This window comes from Serratia sp. TSA_130.1, assembly GCF_052691795.1.
Genome location: NZ_JBQZFS010000001.1, coordinates 670,024 through 691,342, shown reverse-complemented (window position 1 = coordinate 691,342; position 21,319 = coordinate 670,024). Strand labels below are relative to the sequence as shown.

Annotated in this window: 17 protein-coding genes; 15 read left to right on the top strand and 2 right to left on the bottom strand. The window is 58.3% G+C overall.

Annotation, left to right across the window (positions count from 1 at the left end; genetic code table 11):
• Positions 1 to 4: 4 nt before the first annotated feature.
• The 15 genes from ACUTQY_RS03215 (at position 5) to ACUTQY_RS03145 (ending at position 20,918) form a co-directional block, all read left to right on the top strand.
• Positions 5 to 5,791: a non-ribosomal peptide synthetase gene (locus ACUTQY_RS03215; RefSeq protein WP_046687384.1), complete on the top strand. Its 5,787-nt coding sequence runs from the start codon at positions 5 to 7 to the stop codon at positions 5,789 to 5,791.
• A 1-nt stretch (position 5,792) separates the two neighbouring features.
• The gene (locus ACUTQY_RS03210; RefSeq protein WP_033643650.1) at positions 5,793 to 6,620 is read left to right on the top strand and encodes a Cof-type HAD-IIB family hydrolase; all 828 of its coding nucleotides are present in this window, start codon (positions 5,793 to 5,795) and stop codon (positions 6,618 to 6,620) included.
• 131 nt (positions 6,621 to 6,751) lie between these two features.
• The gene (locus ACUTQY_RS03205; protein ID WP_004935304.1) at positions 6,752 to 6,985 is read left to right on the top strand and encodes a hypothetical protein; all 234 of its coding nucleotides are present in this window, start codon (positions 6,752 to 6,754) and stop codon (positions 6,983 to 6,985) included.
• An 84-nt stretch (positions 6,986 to 7,069) separates the two neighbouring features.
• Positions 7,070 to 7,468, top strand: coding sequence for a hypothetical protein (locus tag ACUTQY_RS03200; RefSeq protein WP_046687383.1), 399 nt, complete (start codon positions 7,070 to 7,072; stop codon positions 7,466 to 7,468).
• A gap of 70 nt (positions 7,469 to 7,538) precedes the next feature.
• A complete protein-coding gene (locus ACUTQY_RS03195) occupies positions 7,539 to 9,047 on the top strand; it encodes a PhoPQ-activated protein PqaA family protein (protein ID WP_046687382.1) in 1,509 nt (502 codons plus the stop codon).
• A gap of 639 nt (positions 9,048 to 9,686) precedes the next feature.
• Entirely contained in the window at positions 9,687 to 10,226 is a 540-nt protein-coding gene (locus ACUTQY_RS03190) for a fimbrial protein (protein WP_004935293.1), read from the top strand.
• 56 nt (positions 10,227 to 10,282) lie between these two features.
• Positions 10,283 to 10,966, top strand: a complete 684-nt coding sequence (locus ACUTQY_RS03185) for a fimbrial biogenesis chaperone (protein WP_033643647.1) — start codon at positions 10,283 to 10,285, stop codon at positions 10,964 to 10,966.
• Positions 10,967 to 11,020: 54 nt separating this feature from the next.
• On the top strand, positions 11,021 to 13,597 hold the full coding sequence (locus ACUTQY_RS03180) for a fimbria/pilus outer membrane usher protein (RefSeq protein WP_033643646.1): 2,577 nt from the start codon (positions 11,021 to 11,023) through the stop codon (positions 13,595 to 13,597).
• A gap of 42 nt (positions 13,598 to 13,639) precedes the next feature.
• Positions 13,640 to 14,581: a fimbrial protein gene (locus ACUTQY_RS03175; RefSeq protein ID WP_033643645.1), complete on the top strand. Its 942-nt coding sequence runs from the start codon at positions 13,640 to 13,642 to the stop codon at positions 14,579 to 14,581.
• Positions 14,582 to 14,718: 137 nt separating this feature from the next.
• The gene (locus ACUTQY_RS03170) at positions 14,719 to 15,078 is read left to right on the top strand and encodes a hypothetical protein (RefSeq protein ID WP_004935280.1); all 360 of its coding nucleotides are present in this window, start codon (positions 14,719 to 14,721) and stop codon (positions 15,076 to 15,078) included.
• Positions 15,079 to 15,151: 73 nt separating this feature from the next.
• A complete protein-coding gene (locus ACUTQY_RS03165; protein ID WP_004935276.1) occupies positions 15,152 to 16,447 on the top strand; it encodes an HlyD family secretion protein in 1,296 nt (431 codons plus the stop codon).
• Positions 16,434 to 18,569 carry a peptidase domain-containing ABC transporter gene (locus ACUTQY_RS03160; RefSeq protein WP_004935271.1) on the top strand — a complete coding sequence of 712 codons (2,136 nt, stop codon included), beginning with the start codon at positions 16,434 to 16,436 and terminating at the stop codon, positions 18,567 to 18,569. The genes ACUTQY_RS03165 and ACUTQY_RS03160 overlap by 14 nt, the downstream gene beginning before the upstream one ends.
• A gap of 115 nt (positions 18,570 to 18,684) precedes the next feature.
• Positions 18,685 to 18,885, top strand: coding sequence for a hypothetical protein (locus ACUTQY_RS03155; protein ID WP_015378375.1), 201 nt, complete (start codon positions 18,685 to 18,687; stop codon positions 18,883 to 18,885).
• A gap of 86 nt (positions 18,886 to 18,971) precedes the next feature.
• Positions 18,972 to 19,370, top strand: coding sequence for a type II secretion system pilot lipoprotein GspS (gene gspS, locus ACUTQY_RS03150; protein ID WP_033643644.1), 399 nt, complete (start codon positions 18,972 to 18,974; stop codon positions 19,368 to 19,370).
• Positions 19,371 to 19,484: 114 nt separating this feature from the next.
• On the top strand, positions 19,485 to 20,918 hold the full coding sequence (locus ACUTQY_RS03145) for an EmmdR/YeeO family multidrug/toxin efflux MATE transporter (RefSeq protein ID WP_046687381.1): 1,434 nt from the start codon (positions 19,485 to 19,487) through the stop codon (positions 20,916 to 20,918).
• 28 nt (positions 20,919 to 20,946) lie between these two features.
• Here the strand turns inward: ACUTQY_RS03145 and ACUTQY_RS03140 are convergent, their stop codons facing one another.
• Both ACUTQY_RS03140 and ACUTQY_RS03135 read right to left on the bottom strand, forming a co-directional pair.
• Positions 20,947 to 21,126, bottom strand: a complete 180-nt coding sequence (locus ACUTQY_RS03140; protein WP_015378373.1) for a hypothetical protein — start codon at positions 21,124 to 21,126, stop codon at positions 20,947 to 20,949.
• Positions 21,123 to 21,308, bottom strand: coding sequence for a hypothetical protein (locus tag ACUTQY_RS03135; protein ID WP_033643635.1), 186 nt, complete (start codon positions 21,306 to 21,308; stop codon positions 21,123 to 21,125). Before ACUTQY_RS03135 ends, ACUTQY_RS03140 begins: the two co-directional genes overlap by 4 nt.
• Between the last annotated feature and the right edge of the window lie 11 nt (positions 21,309 to 21,319).

Here is a 21,319-nt window from a genome sequence, read left to right as displayed (position 1 = left end):
TGTCATGGAAGAGATTCCTGTATCACCCTATTCAAAAGTTTTTATCGATGAATATGACCGCCATCCAGAGGGCTGTAATTACAACGTATTGGTGCTGCAGCGTATTGAGGGCGCGCTGGATCCCATCAGATTACAAGCTGCGCTGAATGCGCTGGTGCAAGATCATGTCCTGCTGAACAGCCATATTCATGAACGGAATGGCGAACTGTATTGGCGTCGCAATGACGCAATCCATCCTTTGCAGCATTACACGGACCGCACGCTGCTGACCCAAGTGATTCGCCAGCCCTTCGACATTTACCGCGGGCCGCTTTATCGTTGGGCGCTTTTCGCCGAGGGGCCGGGGCGCTATACCCTGGCGCTGGTGGGCCATCATCTGGTGATCGACGGCGCGTCTTCCGACGAGTTTTTCTCATTGGTGAGCCAGTACTATGGTCAACAGCGGCTATCGACCCGCCTCGAGGCGGCCGAGATTGCCGCCATCAACCGGCAGCTGCAGCGCGAGGTGGAACAACTGGCCGCCGATGGAGCGCTGGCCCACTGGCGGGCCGAAGCGGCAAATTTGGGCGCGATAGACGTGCCCTTTGAGAAAAGCGGCGCCGTGCGAAACGATGAGGCGGCCGAGCTGCGTTTCCAGGTGCCCAAAGCGCAATGGAAAGCGCTGAAGCAGAGCGCGGGAATACGGCGAATGAATGACTTTCTGGCGTTGCTGGTGCTGTGGGGCATCTTGATGGCGCGCAGCGGCAATCAGGAAACGGTCTATATCAGCTATCCGGTGTCGATAAAAAAGGGGCAAAGATTTGCGCTTGGCGGGCATGTCAACACCAGCGTGATGCCCCTCGCGCTGCGTGACGGCGAAGGCTTCGCCGCCGTTTATCAACGCGCGCTGGCGTTTATTACCGCCGCGGCGCCGCACTCGCGCCAACGGTTTAACCAACTGCCCACGCAACAGGTGGTGCAGGCGCTGGGTATCCGCGCGATGCCGATTTCCTTTGCCCAAACCAACCTGCGCGATGCGGCATTGGCGCTGGCCGATTGCGCCACTTCGCCGTTGTTTGAAGCCAACCACGATATGGCCAGCGCGTCGCTTTCCCTGGAATATGAGGATCGGGCCGACAGCGATGCCTTGCAGTTCCGGCTGCGTTTTCGTCAGGACATGTTTGACGAAGATGACATGCGCGACTGCGCGGAACATTTCATGCGTTTGATGCAAGCGGCGATGCGCGCGCCTGACGCGCCTTTACGCCACCTCGCCTTTTATCCCGCCGCCGACATGCCGCCAGATGACGACGCGGTCCCTGCGTTGCCGAGAGAAACCCTCAGCGCCCGGTTTGAGGCGATCGCGCTGCGTTATCCGGATAAGATTGCGCTGGAGTTTGAGGGGCTGCATGTCAGCTACCGTGAGCTGAACGGCATGGCGAATAGCCTGGCGCGCGAAATTACGTTCCGCTACCAAGCGCTGACCGGGGTCGCCCCTCAGGCGGACACGCTGATTGCGCTGTACAGCGAGAAAAGCCTGGAAATGGTGGTGGCGCTGCTGGCGGTGCTCAAAACCGGTGCGGCCTATGTGCCGCTCTCCTGCAATTATCCTCAGGCGCGCATTCGGCATATTCTCGAAGAAACGCGCGCGCCGGTGCTCATCGCCGGGGAAAGCCTGCAGTCGGCCGCCGAGGCGCTGGCGGCGATGATGCCGCACGCCGTGTCCGTCCTCACGCTGGGCGATCTGAACCGCCTGCCGCACGAGCGGCAGAATCTGCCGGCCATCACCGGCGCCGACCGGCTCGGCGCGGTGATCTATACCTCGGGATCGACGGGGATCCCGAAAGGCGTGATGCTCGAGCAACACGCGATGTGCGGGTTGGCGACCGCATCCGGCATCGCTGTCACGCCCGATGACGTGTTGCTCTTCCTCTCGAGCCCGGCGTTCGATGCGGCGACGTTCGAGGTGTGGGGCGCATTGCTCAACGGCGCCAAATTGGTCGTCGTGCGCGACACGGAGGATATCGCCGGCGATGTGCCGCAGCTGGAGGCCTTGCTGCGTCGGCAGCAGGTATCGATTCTGTGGGCGACGCGCAGCCTGTTCGATCATCTTTACCTCAGTCACCCCGACCTGTTCGCCGGGCTGCGCTGTCTGCTGGTGGGCGGGGAGGCGCTGACCGCCACGCTTATGCAGCGCCTGGTGCGGCAAGCCAACCGCCCGCAGCAGGTCATCAATGGCTATGGCCCGACGGAATGCACCACGTTCACCACGATGTACGCCATCGCGGCGGACGAAACCCGCAGCAGCATCCCGATTGGGCGAGCCATACCGGGGCGCGAACTTCATGTGCTGGATCGCTGGCTGCAGCCGTTGCCGCCAGGGCTGGCCGGCGAGCTGTATATCGGCGGAGACGCGCTGGCGCGCGGCTATCTCAACCAGCCGCAGCAGACGCAAGAGCGTTTCATTACGCTGAACGGGCGACGCTTGTATAAAAGCGGCGATCGGGTGCGAGAGTTGCGCGACGGCAATCTGGAGTATCTCGGCAGAAACGATTGCCAGGTAAAAATCCGCGGTTTCAGAATTGAACTCAGCGAAATAGAAAATACGATCAATGCGCTGGAGGGCGTCGAGAAATGCGTCGTGGTGGATGTCGTCCATCGCGATAGCAAGCGCCTTGCCGCGTATGTGCTGATGGCGCGGGGCGAGCCGCTGGATCCTGCCGATTTGCGCGCCCGGCTGGAGCGGATCCTGCCGGATTACATGGTGCCGTCCAGCTATGTTGCGCTCGACGAGATACCGCTGACGGTGAACGGCAAGCTGGATCGCACGGCGCTGCCCGCTCCGCAATTCGCGCAAAGCGAGCGATATGCCGCGCCGCAGAATGCGCTGGAGGCGTTGATTTGCGCCCTGTGGGCGGAGATCCTCGGCGTTGAACGGGTTGGGGTGGATGACGACTTCTTTCGTCTGGGCGGCGATTCGATCCAAAGCATCGTGTTCACCAGCGAATTGAGCAAGTCGGGCTATCACAGCAACTCGCGTGCGGTGTTCGAAACCCGGAATGCGCGGGCACTGGCCAAGCGCATCTTGCAGCAACGGGACGCGATTGCGCCGCTCAATGAACAGGGCGAGCTGCAGGGCGAATTCGAATTGTTGCCGATTCAGCGCTGGTACAACGAGCAGCCGCCGCAACATCGCGCCTTCTTCAACCAGACTTTTTTGGTGCGGGTGCCGCCGATGTCCGCCGAGCGCGTGGCCGATCTGGTGAACGGGCTGGCGTCGCGCCATGACATGCTGCGCGCGCGGTTTAGCGCCGACGATGCCGGCGCGCTGGTCGCGCAGCGCTATCTGTCGGTGGCCGACGGCGGCCCTTCATGGGGATACTATGACCTGGCGCTTTGTCGCCAAAGCCGCGCCGAACTTCTGCATCAATGGCAATCGGGGTTTGATCCGGTAGAAGGGCCGCTGTGCCGCTTCGTCTACATTTTCGACAGCAGCGCGCCCGGCTACGCGTTGATGTTCTGCGCATTCCATCATCTGATCATCGACGTGGTGTCCTGGCGCATCATCGTCAGAGACATGCGACGGTTGCATCAGGGCGAATCGCTGTCGGCGAAAGGCACCAGCTACCGGCAGTGGGGCGAGACGTTAAGGCACTACGCGGCGAGCCGGCATGACCAATGCGCTTACTGGTTGGCGATGATCGCCGGGCAACCCGATTACGCCACGCTCAGCGAGGGGGCGCAGAGTCCGGCGTTTTGCCGCTTAGAGTGCGACGCGGCGTTGACGACGCTGTTGATGGACACCTGTCATCAGGCCTACCGTACCTCGACCCGCGAGGTGTTGCTGGCGGCGCTGGCGCCGGTGCTGCAGGCCTGGCATGGCCGTGCGGACAGTTACCTGACGCTCGAACACCATGGCCGCGATATCAATGACGATAAGATCCAGCTCGACGACACTGTCGGCTGGTTCACCGCCTTACTGCCTTTGCGCCTCACCGCGCATCAGAGCCCAAAACACACGCTGCGCGCCATCAAGGACACATTAAGAAAGATGCCGGATCACGGCATCGGCTATTCGGCGCTGAAATACGGTTCAGCGTCGGACGACGAAGCGATAGCCTGTCTGCGGCGCCACCGCTTGCCGGCCATTTCATTCAACTATCTCGGCGTCTTTAACGAACAGACTGACGACGCCCTGTGGGCCTTGATCGACCAAACGGCGGATCTGGAAAACGGCGCGCTGCCGGCGAGCGACAATGTGCTGGATCTGGTGCTCTACGTGCACGGCGACCGGCTGAGCATCGTGATGTCGGGCTTATTGCCGCAGGCGACGCTGGCCCGGCTCGGTTCGCACTATAGGGCGAGCGTGTCGGCGCTGGTCGAACACTGTTGCCACGAGGCGAGCCAGGGCGTTCGCCTCGCCAGCCCGGGGGACTTCCCCCATGCCGACGTCAGCCTCGCCGAGTTGGACCACTGGCAGCAACGTCATCGCATCGCCGCCGTTTTCGAGGCTACGGTCACGCAGCGGGAACTGATGTATTTCAACCGGCTTAACCACGAGTATCAGATCGATCAGGCCGTTTATGAGGTGGCCGGCCCGCTGCAGCCGGAGGTGTTGAACCAGGCCTGGTCGCTGGCGCTGCAGCGCTTTGAAATGCTGCGCGCCGGGTTTGGCGATCAAACCCGCCGTGGGCGGCCCAACGTCTTCATCTGCGAGACGCTGCAGGCGCCGATCGCGATCGAGGATTGGACCGATGCGCCGCCGTCCTCGCTGGAAGAAAGGATGGAGGCGCTGTTGGCCCGGGAACGAGAAACCTCGTTTGAGCTGGATGCGCCGCCGTTGATCCGCTGGCGCCTGATCAAGTTGAACGCCGATGAGCACTATTTGGTGCAGACCTTTAACCATATCTTGTTCGACGGTTGGTCCCTCGGCGTTCTGTTCGAACACTGGTTCAACGACTACCTCACCTTGCTGGAAGGGGGCGCGCCGGCGCTGGAAATTAACCGATTTGAGCCGTTCGCCGCTTATGTGCGCGCGCACGGCGACGATCCCGAAGCGCAGGCGTTCTGGACGGACTATTTGCGCGGAGCGCCGGTCAACCAACGTTTGCCGTTGAGCGCTGCGCCGGATGCCGCGCCGCAGGGGCGACGCATGCGGCAATATGGCGCGGAATTCACCGCGGAACAGGTGGCAAGCCTCACCGCGTTTTGCCGGCGCCAGGGGATCACGGTCAATCAACTGACGCAGCTGGCCTGGATGCTGGCGCTGGCCGAAGCGCTGGCCTGTGACGATATCGCGATCGGTACGACCATGAGCGAGCGCCCGGCGGATATTGAGCAGGTGCAGACGCTGTTTGGCCTGTGTGTCGCCAGCCCGGTGCTGCGCCTGCAGGCGATTCGCCGCCGGCCCATTTATGCGTTGCTGGCCGATATCGCGGATTCCCAGACGCTGAGGCAGAAGTACGCCTTTTCCGAACTGAACCGCTACGACGAACAATGGGTGCCCACTTCGCCGTTCGGCAGCCTGTTTGTGTTTGAAAACATGCCGCAACCGCAGAAGGATCCGCGCTTGCCGTTTACGTTCCGGGTGACGGATATCGTCAGCGGCAGCAACCACCAGACGGTGCTGTGCTTGTTCCCCGAAGCGGAACGGCTCGCCATTTCACTGTTTTATGATTCTCACGAGATAGCTCAGGAGAGCATCGTTGCGGTAGGACGCCGTTTTCAGGCCATTGCGCTCGCGATCGCCCACCTTCCGCCCGACAGCGAAATCCGCGCCGAAGACGGGATTATCCTGGCGGAGGAGGCGTGATATGTGGCTTGCTATCGACGGCAAAATAAAATACCGGGCGATCGTGAGCGATCTTGACGGAACCTTGCTGGATCCTGCCGGGAATCTGTCTGATCTGACGGTGGAAACGCTCAATATCCTGCATGCCCGCGGGCTGGAAATCGTCATCGCGACAGGCCGTTGCGATGCGGATGCGCGCGGGATTGTGGATGGCTTGGGGTTCTCGCCGGCGATCGTCTCCTGCAATGGCGCGATGGTCAATATCGAGGGGCGGCCGGTGGCGGATAAACGCTATTTCCTGCCTCGCGACAGCCAAATGATGTTGATGGATTACCTCTTCGCCTGTCCGCTCCACGTGACGTTGTTCACCCAGGAAGGATGGATGATGGCCGAAGAGAATCCGCATTTTGCCGACTATATCAAAACCTCGGGCGTCGCTTGCCGCTATGTCGAGCCGGAGGCGATGAAACGGCAACCGATCCTGAAAGTGCTGCTGCAGGGTGAAGCGGCGCTGATCGAGCGGTTTTACGACGAGGTCAGTCAGGCTTTCGGAAAAACGCTGTCCATCTGTAAGTCCTCTGCGGAAACGATAGACATCATGGATAAGCATATTTCCAAGGCCAGAAGCGTGGCCGACTATCTGAGCGCCAAACAGATAGCGATGCGCGATTGCCTCTCTTTCGGCGATGCGATGAACGATTTGGACATGCTGCGCTGGGCCGGAACGGGGGTGGTGATGGGCAATGCCATGGGCGAATTGAAGCGCGCGCTGCCGTTTAACCCGATTGCGCTGCCCAACAGCCGCAATGGCGTCGCCGATTATCTCTGCCGTGAGTTCGGCCTGTTCTGACATTGTCACCGCCGCGCGGGTGAACGCATTGGCAACAGGGTCTTTCGTGGGCAGTTAACAAGGAGGTGAACAAACAGTGAGGGTTTCATTTTTTCATTACTAAACATGTCGATAAATACAAAGGAGACAGTATGAAAGAACTGACTGAAGCAGAAGTCATGGCGGTTTCCGGCGCAGGCATCGCTTCCGATGCCGGCAAAATCCTGGGCAATGGCATTGGCGCCATCGTAGATGCCGGTACCGGTCTATTCGGGATCCACGCGGATGCGGCGGGCGCCGGCGCCAAACTCGGTGAGGGTATTGGCGCCGTCATCGATGCCGGGATTAGCGCCTTCTCGCAGCTGTTTGGCCGTAAATCGTCATAAGCCCGGCCCTTAATGAAAAGTGCCCGCAAGGGCACTTTTACCTCGCTCATGTCGGGAGCCGGAAGAACGGCAAAGGGAGAGTTCATGGCGAATAAAATCATCTTGATCATGGTCATCAATCTGTTCGTGGCGGTGGCGTTGGCGGTGTTTAACTTTATTTATATCCAAAAGAAGGTGGATATACGCGCCCCCAATGACGCCACGCCCTTTCAGGTGACCGAGAAAGCGCAGGGCAGGATCGTCTCCATGCAGCAGACCTCGGTATTTCTGAACAACAATCCTGTGGTGGCGTTTACCTTGGAAATCAACGCCAGGCGCAGACAGTTTACGATCGCTGACCATCGGGAGGTCGTGCTGTATATCGCCATGAGCCGTTATGAGGAAAACGGCGTTTACAGCCTATTGCTGGGCGAGAACGACAGAGACGTGGCGTTCGAAAAGGACAGCTTTGGCTATCCGATACGCTGTCATCAGGTGCTCTAGGCGCGCGGAAGGTTTCCTGCCGCCAGGCGGCGTAAAAGGGATTTGCCACGGACAAAGGGGGGAGGAAAAAATGCTGAAACGCATCGGATACATCGCGCTGATTTGCCTGGCCTTAATCGGCGGGCGGCAGGCCATGGCGGCAGAGGAAGATCGCTGCTTTGCGGACGAACATCCCGCCTTGCACACCGTTATTCCTTGTTATAACAATCAGTTGGCCATATTGCCTCTGTCATATTCGTTAAAGGGCGTGGATAACGGCCATGACGTGTCGATACGCCATTATCGGTTGATGTCGCAATCCTGGTCGCCGCAAGACGCCATCCGGCCGACGCAATGGTGGCACGATGTGGATATTTATATCCCCAACGGGGCGCTTGCCCGTAAAGCGTTGGTGCTGATGAGCGATGACTGCGCTTGCGCCGCCGCCGGGGCGAGCGGGCCAGGCAAGCAAAATGCGGCATTTTCCGTCGCTACGCCGGCGGCCTTGGCGGCGGAAAGTCACACCATCGTGATTGTCGTCAACCGGCTGCCTTATCCGTACCTGGAATATCAAAATGAGGGGCGGCGTCGTGCGGGGGAGGACAGCCAGGCCCGAGGCTGGCGATTGTTCCTGGACGATGCGGATGAATACTTGATGATGCCGCTGGCGATCCCCATGACGGCGGCCTTGTCGCAAACCATGACGCTGGCGCAGCGCGAATTGAGCCGATGGGGGATAGATCAATTCATCGTGGCGGGCGCGGCGAGCGGCGCAACCGCGGCGTGGCTGGCGTCATTGTCGGATGAGCGCATCGATGCCGTCGTCGCCATGTTCCCGGATGGGGTCGCGGCGCGGCAGGTCTTGAAGCATACCTATCGTACGTATGGCGGCCGTTGGCCGTTGGCGTTTCATCCTTATTACCAACTCGGCATCGATCGGCGCATAGAGACGCCGGCGTTCGACAAACTGATGCAAATAGCGGATCCCACCGCTTATCCGCCGCCGACGGCGGGAGAGCGGCCAGCGGCGGCGAAATATGTCATCATCGCCAGCGGCGACGAACGTTATCCGCCGGACAGCACGCGATTCTATTTCAGCGCCTCACCGGGAGAGGCTTCGCTGCGCGTGATTGCCGACGGGGATCGCGCGGCAAGCCGGCCGGCCGCCGAACGCGCCATACTGGCGATGATCAAGCGCCGCCAGCGCGATATCGCGTTGCCGACGATCGAGGTGCAAGGCAGCGCCGCGGATGCTGCGGTGCGCACGCTGCGTTTTTCCGAACCGCCGGCCACCGTGCGGCGTTGGAGCGCGCACAACCGCACGGCCCGAGATTTTCGTTATTCGTGCGGCGTACGCTTTACCCCGGAGCCGTTGGCCGCAGCGGAGGCCGATCGCGGCGAGTTTCGTCTGGCCGCCCCGGCGCAAGGCTGGGAGGCCACCTTTATCGAGGCGGTGTTCAACGATGGGTTTATCGCGACCACGCCGGTCTTTATCACGCCTGACGATAACTATCCGTCCGCCGTTCCCGCGGGCGATGGCCTGGCGTGTGAAACCCTACCCGGCAGAGGGCTGGGGGAAGATTATCGCCATGACGATTAATTAGCGGCGCCGAAAAACAATAAGGCGGCAATGCGTTATTCTGCGCGACAGAGCGCATTGTTGCCTTGTTTTCGAAATAGTGAACGGCGTCAGACAGAATATTTCTGCGTAACGCCATTTTCTCGTTGTCACATGACCGCGCCGGTTTCACGAACGGCGAATGTTTTATTCTCCCTCCTGTTCGATAAACCGTTATCGCCATGCTTTTCCTATTCCTCTGCTCCTCTCGCTGCCGCCGCGTCGTGATGCCTTTCGTAATATAACTGTCATTTATTTCAGGGCGAGTTTTATCGCCCGGCTTTCATTTTACGGCGATGTCGCCCGATTTTCCGGCTGAGGGGGAAATGAGGAGGATCTGGCGAAAGCGCCTTCGAATAGCGCGAGAATAAATTCCCTGGCGGCCAGATGATTGAATCAAGAAACGCCGATTTGGCGGTTTTTTCAAAATAAAATTAAGAATGATGCTAATTCTATTTGGGGTAATTATCTTTTCTCATCTTTACATTGATTTTATGTATTGCTAAAGGGGGAAAGCTAAGCATAATTAACTGTGAAAGGAGCGGAGCTCCTATTCTCCCTGTCCGGGTTCTCCGTGGCGGGGATATTTTGAAGTCTGTCTAATCAAAAGGAGAAGTACCCATGATGGAAAAAAAAGTGATTATGTTGGCATTTGTCGCGGCAGCGTGTTCAAGCGCTTTACCTGCTCTGGCAGCAGATGGTCAGGTTAATTTTACCGGGAATATTGTCGATGCTGCGTGCAAGGTCACGAATGACTTGAGTAATCCATTAAATGTTGTTTTGGGTGATGTGGCCCGAACGGCATTTGCGGGTGGCAAGGGATCAACGTCCAGCGCGACAAAATTCACGCTGGAAGTCACCGATTGTCCGGATACGGTAAAAAGCGCCACCGTTAAGTTCGACGGCGCGGCCGATAACGGCGACAGCAACGTATTGCAGCTGACCCAGGAAACGGATGTCGCTACCGGCGTCGGTATCCAACTGTCTGATATTTCTAACAGTGTTCTGCCGCTTTACACGGCGTCGACGGCTTATCCGTTGGCTTCCGGCAGCGGCGTGAAAAATAACCTCGATTTTACCGCCCGCTATATTTCCACGCAGGCAGATGTTACCGCCGGTAAAGCTAATAGCGTCGCCACCTTTACGCTGAATTATAACTGATAATATTTTCTTGCCCGCTGGTTCACAGCGGGCTGTATTGCCTCGGAGATAATATTATGCGTTTTAATCGCTACGGCGCCTTAGCGGCTTTCATTATTTTATTGTTTGCGTCTACGGTTCACGCCGGCGTGGTGATTGGCGGGACGCGGGTGATATTCAACGGCGAAAAAAAAGAAGCGTCAATCAGCGTGGAGAATCCGGATAAAGAACCGTATTTGATTCAGTCCTGGCTGGAGAATCAACAAAGCGGGGTGGATAAAATCGCGTTTATCGTTACGCCGCCTTTATTTCGGCTGGACGGCAACCAGGAAAATATGCTGCGCATCGTGAAAGTGGGCGATGGCTTACCGAAAGATAAAGAAAGCTTGTATTGGATGAATATTAAATCCATTCCTTCAACAACCCAGGCGGGTAAATCGAATACGCTGCAAATAGCGGTCAAGACCCGCATTAAATTGATTTATCGGCCGGCGCCGCTGCTCCGCCAGGTGCCCGAAGAAGTGACGCAGCAGCTGAAATGGCAGCGTGTCGGTTCAGAATTAAAACTCACCAACCCAACGCCTTATTATATGAACTTTCATTATGTTCGCATCGGGGGGCGGGAAATGAAAGAGGTGGCGTATATCGCGCCGATGAGCAGCGAAATGTTTGCATTGCCCGTGGCGGGCGCAACGTCGGTAAGCTGGAAATTAATTAATGATTATGGCGGCACAGGGAAAGAACATCAGTCAGGTATTTAATCTGTAAGGGAAGGCAGACAGAGGGATAAAACATTTCAATAATGGAGCTAATGAATGATAACTCAAAAGCGTATATTAGCGAAGCGGGATGCTTGGCTGAAACGCATAGCCTTATTCACGGCAACAACGGCGGTATGCGGCAACATGGCTAATCCCGCCTTCTCTCGTGACTATTTTAATCCGGCGTTGCTGGAAACCGGGCGCTCAGGTCAGCAGCACGTCGATCTGTCGATTTTTGAAAATGGCCAGCAGGTTCCCGGCACGTATCGGGTCGATATTTGGGTGAACGACATGCTGCTGGAAACGCGCGAGGTGTCGTTCGCTCTGCGGGCCGGCAGCGACGAGAAGGCCGATCTGCAGCCTTGTCTGACGCGGGAAGATCTGAAACGGCTTGGGGTGAAAGTTGAGCTGTTTCCCGGTTTGGCCGGTGCCGATCGCTGCGCGAATTTGGCCGCGATCCCGCAGGCCTCGGCGCAATTTCAATTTAACCGCCAACGCCTGATGCTGAGTATCCCCCAGGCGGCGTTGGAAAATAAGGTGCGCGGATACGTTCCGCCGGAACAATGGGATGAAGGCCTGCCGGCGATGCTGCTGAACTATGGCTTCACCGGCAGCAACAGCAAGGGGCGCGATCGATTCACCCAGAGCGCAAGCAGTTATTACCTTAACCTGCGGCCGGGCTTCAACCTGGGCGCCTGGCGAGTGCGGAACTACACCACCTGGAGCTACAACAGCGCCGGCGGCGGGCGAGCGTCGGAGGATCGTTGGGACTCCGTCTATACCTACGCCCAGCGCAATATCATCCGCCTGAAAAGCTTGCTGACGCTCGGCGAAAGCAGCAGCCCGTCCGATGTGTTTGACAGCGTATCGTTTCGCGGCGCGCAGCTGGCTTCCGATGACGACATGTTGCCGGAAAGCCTGCGCGGTTATGCGCCGGTGGTGCGCGGCATCGCGCGCAGCAATGCGCAAGTGGTCATTCGCCAAAACGGCTATGTCATCTACCAGAGTTACGTTGCGCCGGGCGCGTTTGAAATTTCGGACATGTACCCGACCGGCGGCAGCGGCGATTTGGAGGTGACTATCAAGGAGGCGGACGGCAGCGAACAGCACCTGACCGTTCCCTTCGCCAGCCTGCCGGTGCTGCAACGCGAAGGGCGGCTGAAATATGCGCTGACCTCGGGGCAATACCGCACTTACGATCACAGCGTGGATAAAAAGATCTTCTCGCAGGCCAGCCTGATTTATGGCTTGCCCGCCGGTTTCACCCTGTATGGCGGCGGCCAATTCGCCGGGCCGTATCAATCGCTGGCATTGGGTCTGGGCAAGAACCTGGGCGAGTTCGGCGCTCTGTCGGCCGACGTCACCCAGGCGTGGGCAAAGCAGGAGCATCAACCGAAAAGCGATGGTCAGTCATGGCGCGTGCGGTACAGCAAAAATATCGTCGAGACGGGGACGAACTTCGCCATCGCCGGCTACCGCTATTCGACCAGCGGCTACTATGGGCTGCAGGAAGTGCTGGACACCTATCGCAGCGGCAACCGTTACGCCCCGATAGACCGCCGCAAAAATCGCGGCGAAATCACGCTGAACCAGAATTTATGGGAAGGGGCGGGGTCGCTTTCACTCAGCGCGGTCTCCGAAGACTATTGGGGCTCCGAGCGCAATATGCAGTCGCTGAGCGCGGGTTACAACAATAGCTGGAATGGCATCAGCTACGGTTTTAACTACAGCTACAGCCGGAATTCACAGGCTATTTACGGCGATTCGAACCGCGGGCGCATTTACGATCGCGATCAGATCTTCGCTTTCAACATCAGCGTGCCATTAGAGAAATGGCTGAGCAACACCTACGCCACCTACAACCTCAACACCAGCAAAAAAGGCAATACCAGCCATACGGCGGGCCTCAACGGCACGGCGCTGGCCGGCGGCAACCTCAGCTGGAGCGTACAGGAAGGGTATGGCAGCCAGGGCCAGGGCAACAGCGGCAACGCCAACGCCGACTGGCGCGCGACGTACGGCGAACTCACGGCGGGCTATGCCTACGATCGCAGTCAACAGCGCGTCAACTACGGGGTGAAGGGCGGGGTGATCGCCCATGAAGACGGTGTGACCTTCGGTCAACCGTTCGGCGAAACCGTCGCCCTGGTACAGGCGGCCGGCGCGAGCGATGTGGCGGTCGGCAATCAGGTCGGGGTGAAAACCGACTGGCGCGGCTACGCGATCGTTCCTTACGCCACGCCTTATCGCAACAATTCGATTCGCCTCGATGTCGACAGCTTGCCGGATGATGTCGATCTCGAGTTGACGAACCAGTCGGTCACGCCGACTCGCGGCGCGGTGAGCCGGGCGAATTTCAAAGCCAACGTCGGCAGACGGATTTTGATGAAGGTGACGGACTCGCAGGGGGCACCTCTGCCGCTGGGCGCCAGCCTGCGTCTTGCCGAGGGGGCGACTCAGCCGTTCCTGGTCGGCGGCGACGGCGTGGTTTATCTGACCGGCATGGCGGAAAAGGGTCTGCTCATCGCGCAGTGGGGCCGGAATGGCGAGAACCAATGCCGCATCCGTTACCAGTTGCCGGCGGAGCCGCCGTCAGCGGGTCTCCAAACCCTAAACGGCGTTTGCCAATAGATCTCGCTCTATTTCCATCATGACTTTTAAGTGAGAGTGAAAATGAACGTTTTTCTCAGGATATTCGGTTACGGCGCCCTGGTGTGGCTGGCGACGCTCACGACGGCGGTTTATGCCGGCACCTGTACCACCAACGCGAAAACCGCCCGTATGGGGTTGCTGACGCTGGCCGTGGATCCGCGCATTGAAGTCGGCGAGCAGTTGGCTGTTCGAACCGAGAACAGCATTAACGGCACGACGTTTTCTTTTCTTTGTTCCGGTTCGGTCGCCTATCGCTCCATGTCGCCGCTGACGCCGAGCGCGCTGCCCGGCGTATTTGAAACGGGCATCGAGGGCGTGGGGGTGACGATTTCAGACTTATGGCAGAGCAATAAGAACGTGCCCGTCAACACGGCGATTTCGCCCAACTTGCTGACGCCGTGGATCAATCGAAACGATGTTCGGCTGACGTTTATTAAAACCGGCCCGATCAAAACCGGCGGCGATATGGGCGGGAAAATTATCGCCAGATATTATCTGGATTCGACCTCCATTTTGGATATCAGTATTTCCGGCATGAAGGTCATTCAGAAAAGTTGCCTGGTTGATTTGAACTATAAAAATCAAACGGTAAATCTGGGCAGCCCTAAACGCAGCGAGTTTAACGGCGTCGGCAGCACGGCGGCGTCTTCCGAACGCAATTTTTCCGTGGTTCTGCAATGTCAGGAGGACAATATTCCGGTTCAGGTCACGTTCGAGGCGGCCGGAAATTCGCCAGGCGTGGGAATGATTGATATCGCCGACGGCGCCGATGCGGCGAAGGGCGTCGCCGTGGAAGTGTTGGATGAGAACCGTAATCCATTAACGTTTTCCAGACCGATCAATTACCACACCGCGGCTGAAAAAGAGATCAGGATCCCCTTGATGGCGCGCTATAAGCAAACGGGAGCCATTAGCCCCGGACAGGCCGACGCGGTGATGACATTCACCATTACGCAGAATTAAAGAGACCCCTATTAAAAATATAATGTCGTCTGTTCGCGCGACATTATTGGTGGCATCAGGCGCTGCAGGCCGATGCCAATGCAATGACAACACGCATGTATGGCAGTGTTTGTCCGTTTAAATATGGAGATTAACCAATGAAAGAACTGTCTGTTATCGAAATGAATGAAGTGTCAGGCGCTTATTCCTGGGATATGAGCAATGGACTGTCGGGGCTGATTGGCAGCGCCGTCTCCAATGCCGCGGAAGCCGTTTCATCCATCGCTCTGGGCGCCTCCGTGGGCAGTATGGCGGGCGCCGTCATCGGCGGTAAGCACGGTGGCGACGGCGGCGGCCTGCTGGGCGTCGGCTCGATTGGCCAGGGCGTCGGTATGGTCGCCGGCGGCATCCTGGGCGGCGTAGCCAGCGGCGTGGCCGCAGCCGTTATTGGCTGGGACACCACGCTGGAATACTCCAAAAAAGGCCTCGATGGGCTGATTAACGGCACCATCAGCTAAATCCATACGCGGTCCAAAGCCGCAGCGTTCTCGCTGCGGCTGTCTCCCGGTCAGGCAAGCGCAGGTTCTTCCTATGAGTGATAATAAGAGCAGGAATATTTTCCGCCAGGAGGCGGTCAATTATCAACGTCAAAGATGGACCGGCAGGGCGCTGTTAATTTCCGGCGCGTCGAGCCATGTGATTGCCGCCACCTGTTTCACTTTTATTCTGATCCTGGCGGGCGCACTCTATTTTTGCGAGTACACGCGCCGGGTCGATGTTGAAGGCGAGGTGATCAGCATCCCGCATTCCACCAATGTGTTTTCCTCCCAATACGGTTACGTGAGCCAGGCATTCCATAAAGCCGGTGACGTCGTGGAAAAGGACGAACCGCTGTATGTGATTGATGTCTCGAGAAGCACCACGTCCGGCAATGTCAGCCATATCGCGGCCAGCGAAATAAGCAAACAGATTAGCAATCTGGATTCGATAATCAGCAAGCTGAATAAAAATAAAACCGCCATGCTGGATAATTTGCGCAAACAGATCAATAGCTATGAAAACGCCTATAAAGAAACCGAGAAACTGAACCTCAGCGCCAAAGAGGGGATGGATAAAATGCGCGATAGCCTGAAAAATTACGAACACTATTTGACGAAAGGCCTGATCACCAAAGATCAGTTAAATTATCAGCGCTCGCTCTTTCAACAACAGCAAAGCTCGTATCAGGCGCTCTACAGCCAAAAGATCCAGCAAAATATTCAACTGTCGCAGTTGCGCAGCGATTTGCTGATTCGCGCCGCCGATTACGACAATCAGATATCGCAAAGCGAATCGCAACGCAGTGATTTACAACGCCAGCTGGCGGAGTCCAATGCCGGCGGCCAGGTCATTATCAAAGCGCCGCTCAAGGGGAAAATCGAGTCGCTGAGCGTGACCGCCGGGCAGGTGGTCGAGAGCGGCAGCAGTCTGGCGCAAATCAAACCGATTGATAACATCAAATATTATCTGGTTTTATGGCTGCCGAATAACAGTTTGCCCTACGTGAAAATCGGCGATGGCATCAACATTCGCTATGAAGCCTTCCCGTCGGATAAATTCGGTCAGTTTCCGGGAAAAATAGAATCCATCTCGTCGGTCCCCGCCTCCCCGCAGGAAATGTCGGAATACAGCAGCGGAAATAAAAGGGAAAGGAACGCCTACTACAAAGTGCTGGCGTCCATCAGCGACACGCAATTCAGCGATAAAGGCAAATATCTCGAAATCAGCAGCGGGCTGCAGGCCAGGGTCATCGTCTTCCTGGATAAGAAACCGCTTTATCAGTGGGCGATCGCGCCTTTGTATGACATAAAAAACAGCGTCGTGGGGCGAGTCGATGAAGGACAATAATCTTTTTGAACGGATCAACGAGAAATTAACATTCTCACTGCGCAAGCGGGTGCCGAGCATCTTGCAGTCGGAGTCATCGGAATGCGGCCTGGCGTGCCTCGCCATGATCGCCTCCTATTACGGGTTTAATGTGGATATGCTGAGCCTGCGGCAGCGATTCGGCATTTCCACCCAGGGTGCGACCCTGGGGACGATCTCTCAAATCGCGTCGCAAATCCAGCTGAAGACGCGCGCCTTGTCCTTGGACATCGACGAAATCAATCAGCTGAAAACGCCCTGCATACTGCACTGGAATATGAATCACTTCGTGGTGTTGGTTAAGGTGCAGCGCGCCGGTTTTGTCATTCACGATCCGGCCTTCGGGCGCAGAGTGATCGGGCTGCAGGAGATGTCGAATCACTTTACCGGCATCGCGTTGGAGCTGTGGCCCGACAGGGCCTTTCAAAAAGAGACCCTCAAGACCCGTTTGCGCCTGCTGGATTTGATGAAAAACATCGAGGGCCTGCCGGGGACGCTGCTCAAGATCTTTGCGTTATCGATAGTCATCGAATCGGTCAACCTGCTGCTGCCGGTGGGAACGCAACTGGTGACCGACCATGTCATTCAGGCGCATGACTACAGCCTGCTGACGGTCATCTGTTTGGGGCTGATCTTCTTCACCTTGTTCCGCGCGGTGGTCAGTATCGCCAGGGCCTGGATCTCCATCGTGCTCGGGACGCTGACCGATATTCAGTGGAAGACGACGCTGTTTGAACACCTGATGAAGCTGCCGCTGGATTTTTTCGAGAAACGGCACCTGGGGGACATTCAATCGCGCTTTTCCTCGCTGGATGCGATCAGAACCACCTTTACCAATAATATCGTCAGCGGGATCATCGACGGCATCATGACGGTCGGGCTGTTCGCGATGATGATGGTCTACGGCGGCTGGCTGGTCTGGGTCGTGGCGGGCTTCACTCTGATCTACATCCTCATCAGGATGATGACTTACAGAACCTACCGTCAATTCTCGGAGGAGCAGATCGTCAAGGCGGCCAAGGCCAACTCGCATTTCATGGAGACGCTGTACGGCATCTCGACCGTCAAGGCGCTGGGCATCAAGGAAACGCGCTCCAGCTATTGGCTCAATCTGAACGTCGATGCCGCCAATACCAATATCAAAATCACTCGATTCAATATGATGTTCGGCGGGATCAATACCTTTATCACGACGCTCGATCAGGTGGCGATCCTGTGGCTTGGCGCCATGATGGTCATCGACAATTCCATGACGCTCGGCATGTTCATGGCGTTCAATGCCTATCGCGGCCAGTTCTCTCAGCGGGCCTCGAGCCTGATCGACCTGGCGATCGGCTTGCGCATGCTGTCGCTGCACAATGAGAGGATATCCGACATCGTCTTTACCGATGCGGAGACGGAGTCCGCGCCGCGACAGGTTTTCCCCTCGGGCACGGGGATTGCCATTGAGGTAAAAAATCTTACGTATCAATATGACGCGCTGTCGCGGCCAATCTTCAAAGACCTGAACATGCGCATTGCGGCCGGCGAAAGCGTGGCCGTCGTGGGCGCCTCCGGCGCGGGCAAGACCACTTTGCTGAAGGTGATGTGCGGTTTGCTCAGCCCCACTTCCGGCCAGGTTTTGGCCGACGCGATGGATATCCATAAAGTCGGGGTGAATAACTACCGTAACGCGATCGCCTGCGTGCTGCAGGACGACCGGCTGTTCTCCGGGTCCATTGCGGAAAACATCAGCGGGTTTGAGGTCAATGCCAATAAAGAGCTGATCATGGCCTGCGCGATACACAGCAATATCCACGATGAAATCATGCAGATGCCGATGGGCTACGAAACCCTGATCGGCGAGTTGGGCAACGGCATCTCCGGCGGGCAAAAGCAACGTCTGTTTATCGCGCGCGCCCTCTATCGCCGCCCGAGTGTGCTGTTTATGGATGAAGCGACCAGCCATCTGGACGTTGAGAATGAGTCGGCGATCAACCGGGCGATATCTTCGCTGAATATTACGCGCGTGATCGTCGCCCACAGAAAGTCGACCATCGACTCGGCCGACAGGGTAGTGGTGCTGGGGGCCGAGAGCGGCGCGCCGGCAGGCGGCGGTGAATAAAGGGCGCTTGCCGGCGCCGGGGCGAAGCCGGCAATGCAGGCTGTCCCCACGGCGAAAATCGCGGTAAAATGCAGCAGTTGACCCTATCGCATTCCATCAGGCCGTCGAACCCGCTATGAAAACGCGCAAACCGCGCCGCCCGCCCGGGCGGTGGATCTATTACATCCTGCATGAAGACATGCTGTGGCCTTGCCCGGTCAAATGGGAGTGGGAGAGCGGCTATAACGCCTGGCTGCCGTTTTACTATTCCCCCACGCTGGAATTCGTCGCCGGCAACCCCGCCCGCGCCACCAAGGTCAGCAGCGGCCGACGTTAAGCGGGCCGCGCGTGCTGCTCGCCTTGCCGCCCGACGTCCGCTCACCTAAGATCATCTCATCACCCACAGGTTTTCCCGGAGCCCCCATGTTGACTCTGTTTCGCACGTCTCTTTGCGGCGCGCTGGCATTGCTGCTGCTCGCCGGTTGTCAGCAGACGGCGCATAAACCGGCGCCGCCGCTGCAGGCGCAGCTGGATCACATCGCTTCGATGCTGGCCGGCGGACACTTCCTGCGCGTGGACTGCGGGCGCAGCGAGATACCGGACGACGTGAAGCTGCAGCGCACCGCAATGCGCGCGGCGCAGCGCCGCGGCTGGGACACGCAGGCGGCAGGGTATCGGCAGTTGCCGGCGCTTACCCAGGCGCGTTACCTGACCCTGCAACAGGACAATCAGCTGCTGACGGAAAAATGCGCTGCGCTCAGCCGCAGTACTGCCCGCTTTATCGCGGCGGCGCAGGCCGATCAGGAAGATTACATGGAGTAGCGCGCCGGCATGCCTTTCGGGCGCGCTTCATGGGCGCCCCAAAATTCTTTGCAGGATAACGATTTATCGATCATCATTTGAAATGATGTTTCACTTTTACCCATCGAGCCCATCTTGAACCTGTATGCCGCACTGCGTCAGCGCGTGGAAAATACGTGCTGGTACGCCAAACGGAAAAGCTACCGCGTGCTGTTCTGGCGCGAGATCACGCCACTGGCGGTGCCCATCTTTCTGGAGAACGCCTGTGTCCTGCTGATGGGGGTGCTGAGCACCTTTCTGGTGAGCTGGCTCGGCAAAGAGGCGATGGCTGGGGTGGGGCTGGCGGACAGTTTCAACATGGTGATCATCGCCTTTTTCGCCGCGGTGGATCTCGGCACCACCGTGGTGGTGGCCTTCAGCCTCGGCAAGCGCGATCGCCGGCGGGCGCGAGCGGCGGCGCGTCAGTCGCTGGTGCTGATGACCGGCGTGGCGCTGCTGTTGGCGGCGGGCATTCACCTGGCGGGCGAGCCTATCATTGATGTGATCGCCGGCGCGGCCTCGCCGGAGGTGAAAGCGCTGGCGCTCTCTTACCTGCAAACCACGGTGTGGAGCTACCCGGCGGCGGCGATTGCGTTGATCGGCAGCGGCGCCCTGCGCGGCGCGGGCAACACCAAGATCCCGCTGCTTATCAATGGCGGCATGAATATCCTCAATATCATCATCAGCAGCATCCTGATTTACGGCATGCTGGGCTGGCATGGCCTGGGGTTCGTCGGCGCCGGGCTGGGGCTGACGATTTCCCGCTATATCGGCGCCATCGCCATACTCTACGTGCTGGCGATCGGCTTTAATCCGGCGCTGCACATCACGTTGAAAAGCTATTTCACGCCGCTCAAGATGAGCATCCTGTGGGAAGTGTTGGGGATCGGCATTCCCGCCAGCGTCGAGTCGGTACTGTTTAACGGCGGCAAGCTGTTGACGCAGATGTTTGTCGCCGGCATGGGCACCAACGTGATCGCCGGCAACTTTATCGCTTTCTCCATCGCTTCGTTGATCAACCTGCCGGGCAACGCGTTGGGATCGGCCTCGACCATTATCGTCGGCCGGCGGCTCGGCAAAGGCGAGATCGGCCAGGCGGAGCGGCAGCTGCGCCATATTTTCTGGCTGTCGACCCTTGGGCTGACCGCCATCGCCTGGGGCACCGCGCCGCTGGCCGGGGTGTTCGCCGCGTTTTATACCTCGCAGGATGATGTGAAAACGGTGGTGAAAACCCTGATCTGGCTCAACGCCGCCTTTATGCCGATCTGGGCCGCTTCCTGGGTCTTGCCCGCCGGGTTGAAAGGTGCGCGCGACGCCCGCTTCGCCATGTGGGTGACGATGCTCGGCATGTGGGGGGGCCGCGTGGTGGCCGGCTACGCGTTGGGCATCGAACTGGGCATGGGCGTGGTGGGCGTCTGGTTGGGGATGTTCCTCGATTGGGCGGTGCGCGGCGCCTTATTCTACTGGCGCATGGTCAGCGGGCGCTGGCTGTGGAAATATCCGCGGGCCAGGCGCACGGACGCCGGGTGACGATCCGCCGCCGACAGCCGCGGCAAGGTCAATACAGCAGCGTCATCGCGCTGAAGAACAACAGCGTCAAGGCGATGATGATGAGGTTTTGCGTGGCTTTGCGCACCAGTTTGCTGGCGCTCAGGCGGCTGTCGATGACGTAGAGCAGCGGCACCATCAGCAGCACATAGGCGAACATCAGCATGGCGGTAAAGGGCTGCAGGTTCATTCATGTTCCTCCTGGGCGTCATCATGGCCGATCAGGTGTATCAGTACGGCTTGCGTCTGGCGGTGCTGGCCGATAAAGGGCGACGTGGCTGGCGATGCCGGCGCGAACGTCAGGCCGGCGCGTCGCGTTTTCACCGCCGCTTGCAGAATCTTCTTTCGATGCTTCCGAGTATGGTCGACCATGCGCCTCCGAA

What these genes read in the sequence shown, in the direction of transcription:
- ACUTQY_RS03215 (WP_046687384.1), top strand. Translation starts at nt 5, where the DNA reads ATGGAAGAGATTCCTGTATCACCCTATTCAAAAGTTTTTATCGATGAA.
- ACUTQY_RS03210 (WP_033643650.1), top strand. Translation starts at nt 5,793, where the DNA reads ATGTGGCTTGCTATCGACGGCAAAATAAAATACCGGGCGATCGTGAGC.
- ACUTQY_RS03205 (WP_004935304.1), top strand. Translation starts at nt 6,752, where the DNA reads ATGAAAGAACTGACTGAAGCAGAAGTCATGGCGGTTTCCGGCGCAGGC.
- ACUTQY_RS03200 (WP_046687383.1), top strand. Translation starts at nt 7,070, where the DNA reads ATGGCGAATAAAATCATCTTGATCATGGTCATCAATCTGTTCGTGGCG.
- ACUTQY_RS03195 (WP_046687382.1), top strand. Translation starts at nt 7,539, where the DNA reads ATGCTGAAACGCATCGGATACATCGCGCTGATTTGCCTGGCCTTAATC.
- ACUTQY_RS03190 (WP_004935293.1), top strand. Translation starts at nt 9,687, where the DNA reads ATGATGGAAAAAAAAGTGATTATGTTGGCATTTGTCGCGGCAGCGTGT.
- ACUTQY_RS03185 (WP_033643647.1), top strand. Translation starts at nt 10,283, where the DNA reads ATGCGTTTTAATCGCTACGGCGCCTTAGCGGCTTTCATTATTTTATTG.
- ACUTQY_RS03180 (WP_033643646.1), top strand. Translation starts at nt 11,021, where the DNA reads ATGATAACTCAAAAGCGTATATTAGCGAAGCGGGATGCTTGGCTGAAA.
- ACUTQY_RS03175 (WP_033643645.1), top strand. Translation starts at nt 13,640, where the DNA reads ATGAACGTTTTTCTCAGGATATTCGGTTACGGCGCCCTGGTGTGGCTG.
- ACUTQY_RS03170 (WP_004935280.1), top strand. Translation starts at nt 14,719, where the DNA reads ATGAAAGAACTGTCTGTTATCGAAATGAATGAAGTGTCAGGCGCTTAT.
- ACUTQY_RS03165 (WP_004935276.1), top strand. Translation starts at nt 15,152, where the DNA reads ATGAGTGATAATAAGAGCAGGAATATTTTCCGCCAGGAGGCGGTCAAT.
- ACUTQY_RS03160 (WP_004935271.1), top strand. Translation starts at nt 16,434, where the DNA reads ATGAAGGACAATAATCTTTTTGAACGGATCAACGAGAAATTAACATTC.
- ACUTQY_RS03155 (WP_015378375.1), top strand. Translation starts at nt 18,685, where the DNA reads ATGAAAACGCGCAAACCGCGCCGCCCGCCCGGGCGGTGGATCTATTAC.
- gspS (WP_033643644.1), top strand. Translation starts at nt 18,972, where the DNA reads ATGTTGACTCTGTTTCGCACGTCTCTTTGCGGCGCGCTGGCATTGCTG.
- ACUTQY_RS03140 (WP_015378373.1), bottom strand. Translation starts at nt 21,126, where the DNA reads ATGAACCTGCAGCCCTTTACCGCCATGCTGATGTTCGCCTATGTGCTG.
- ACUTQY_RS03135 (WP_033643635.1), bottom strand. Translation starts at nt 21,308, where the DNA reads ATGGTCGACCATACTCGGAAGCATCGAAAGAAGATTCTGCAAGCGGCG.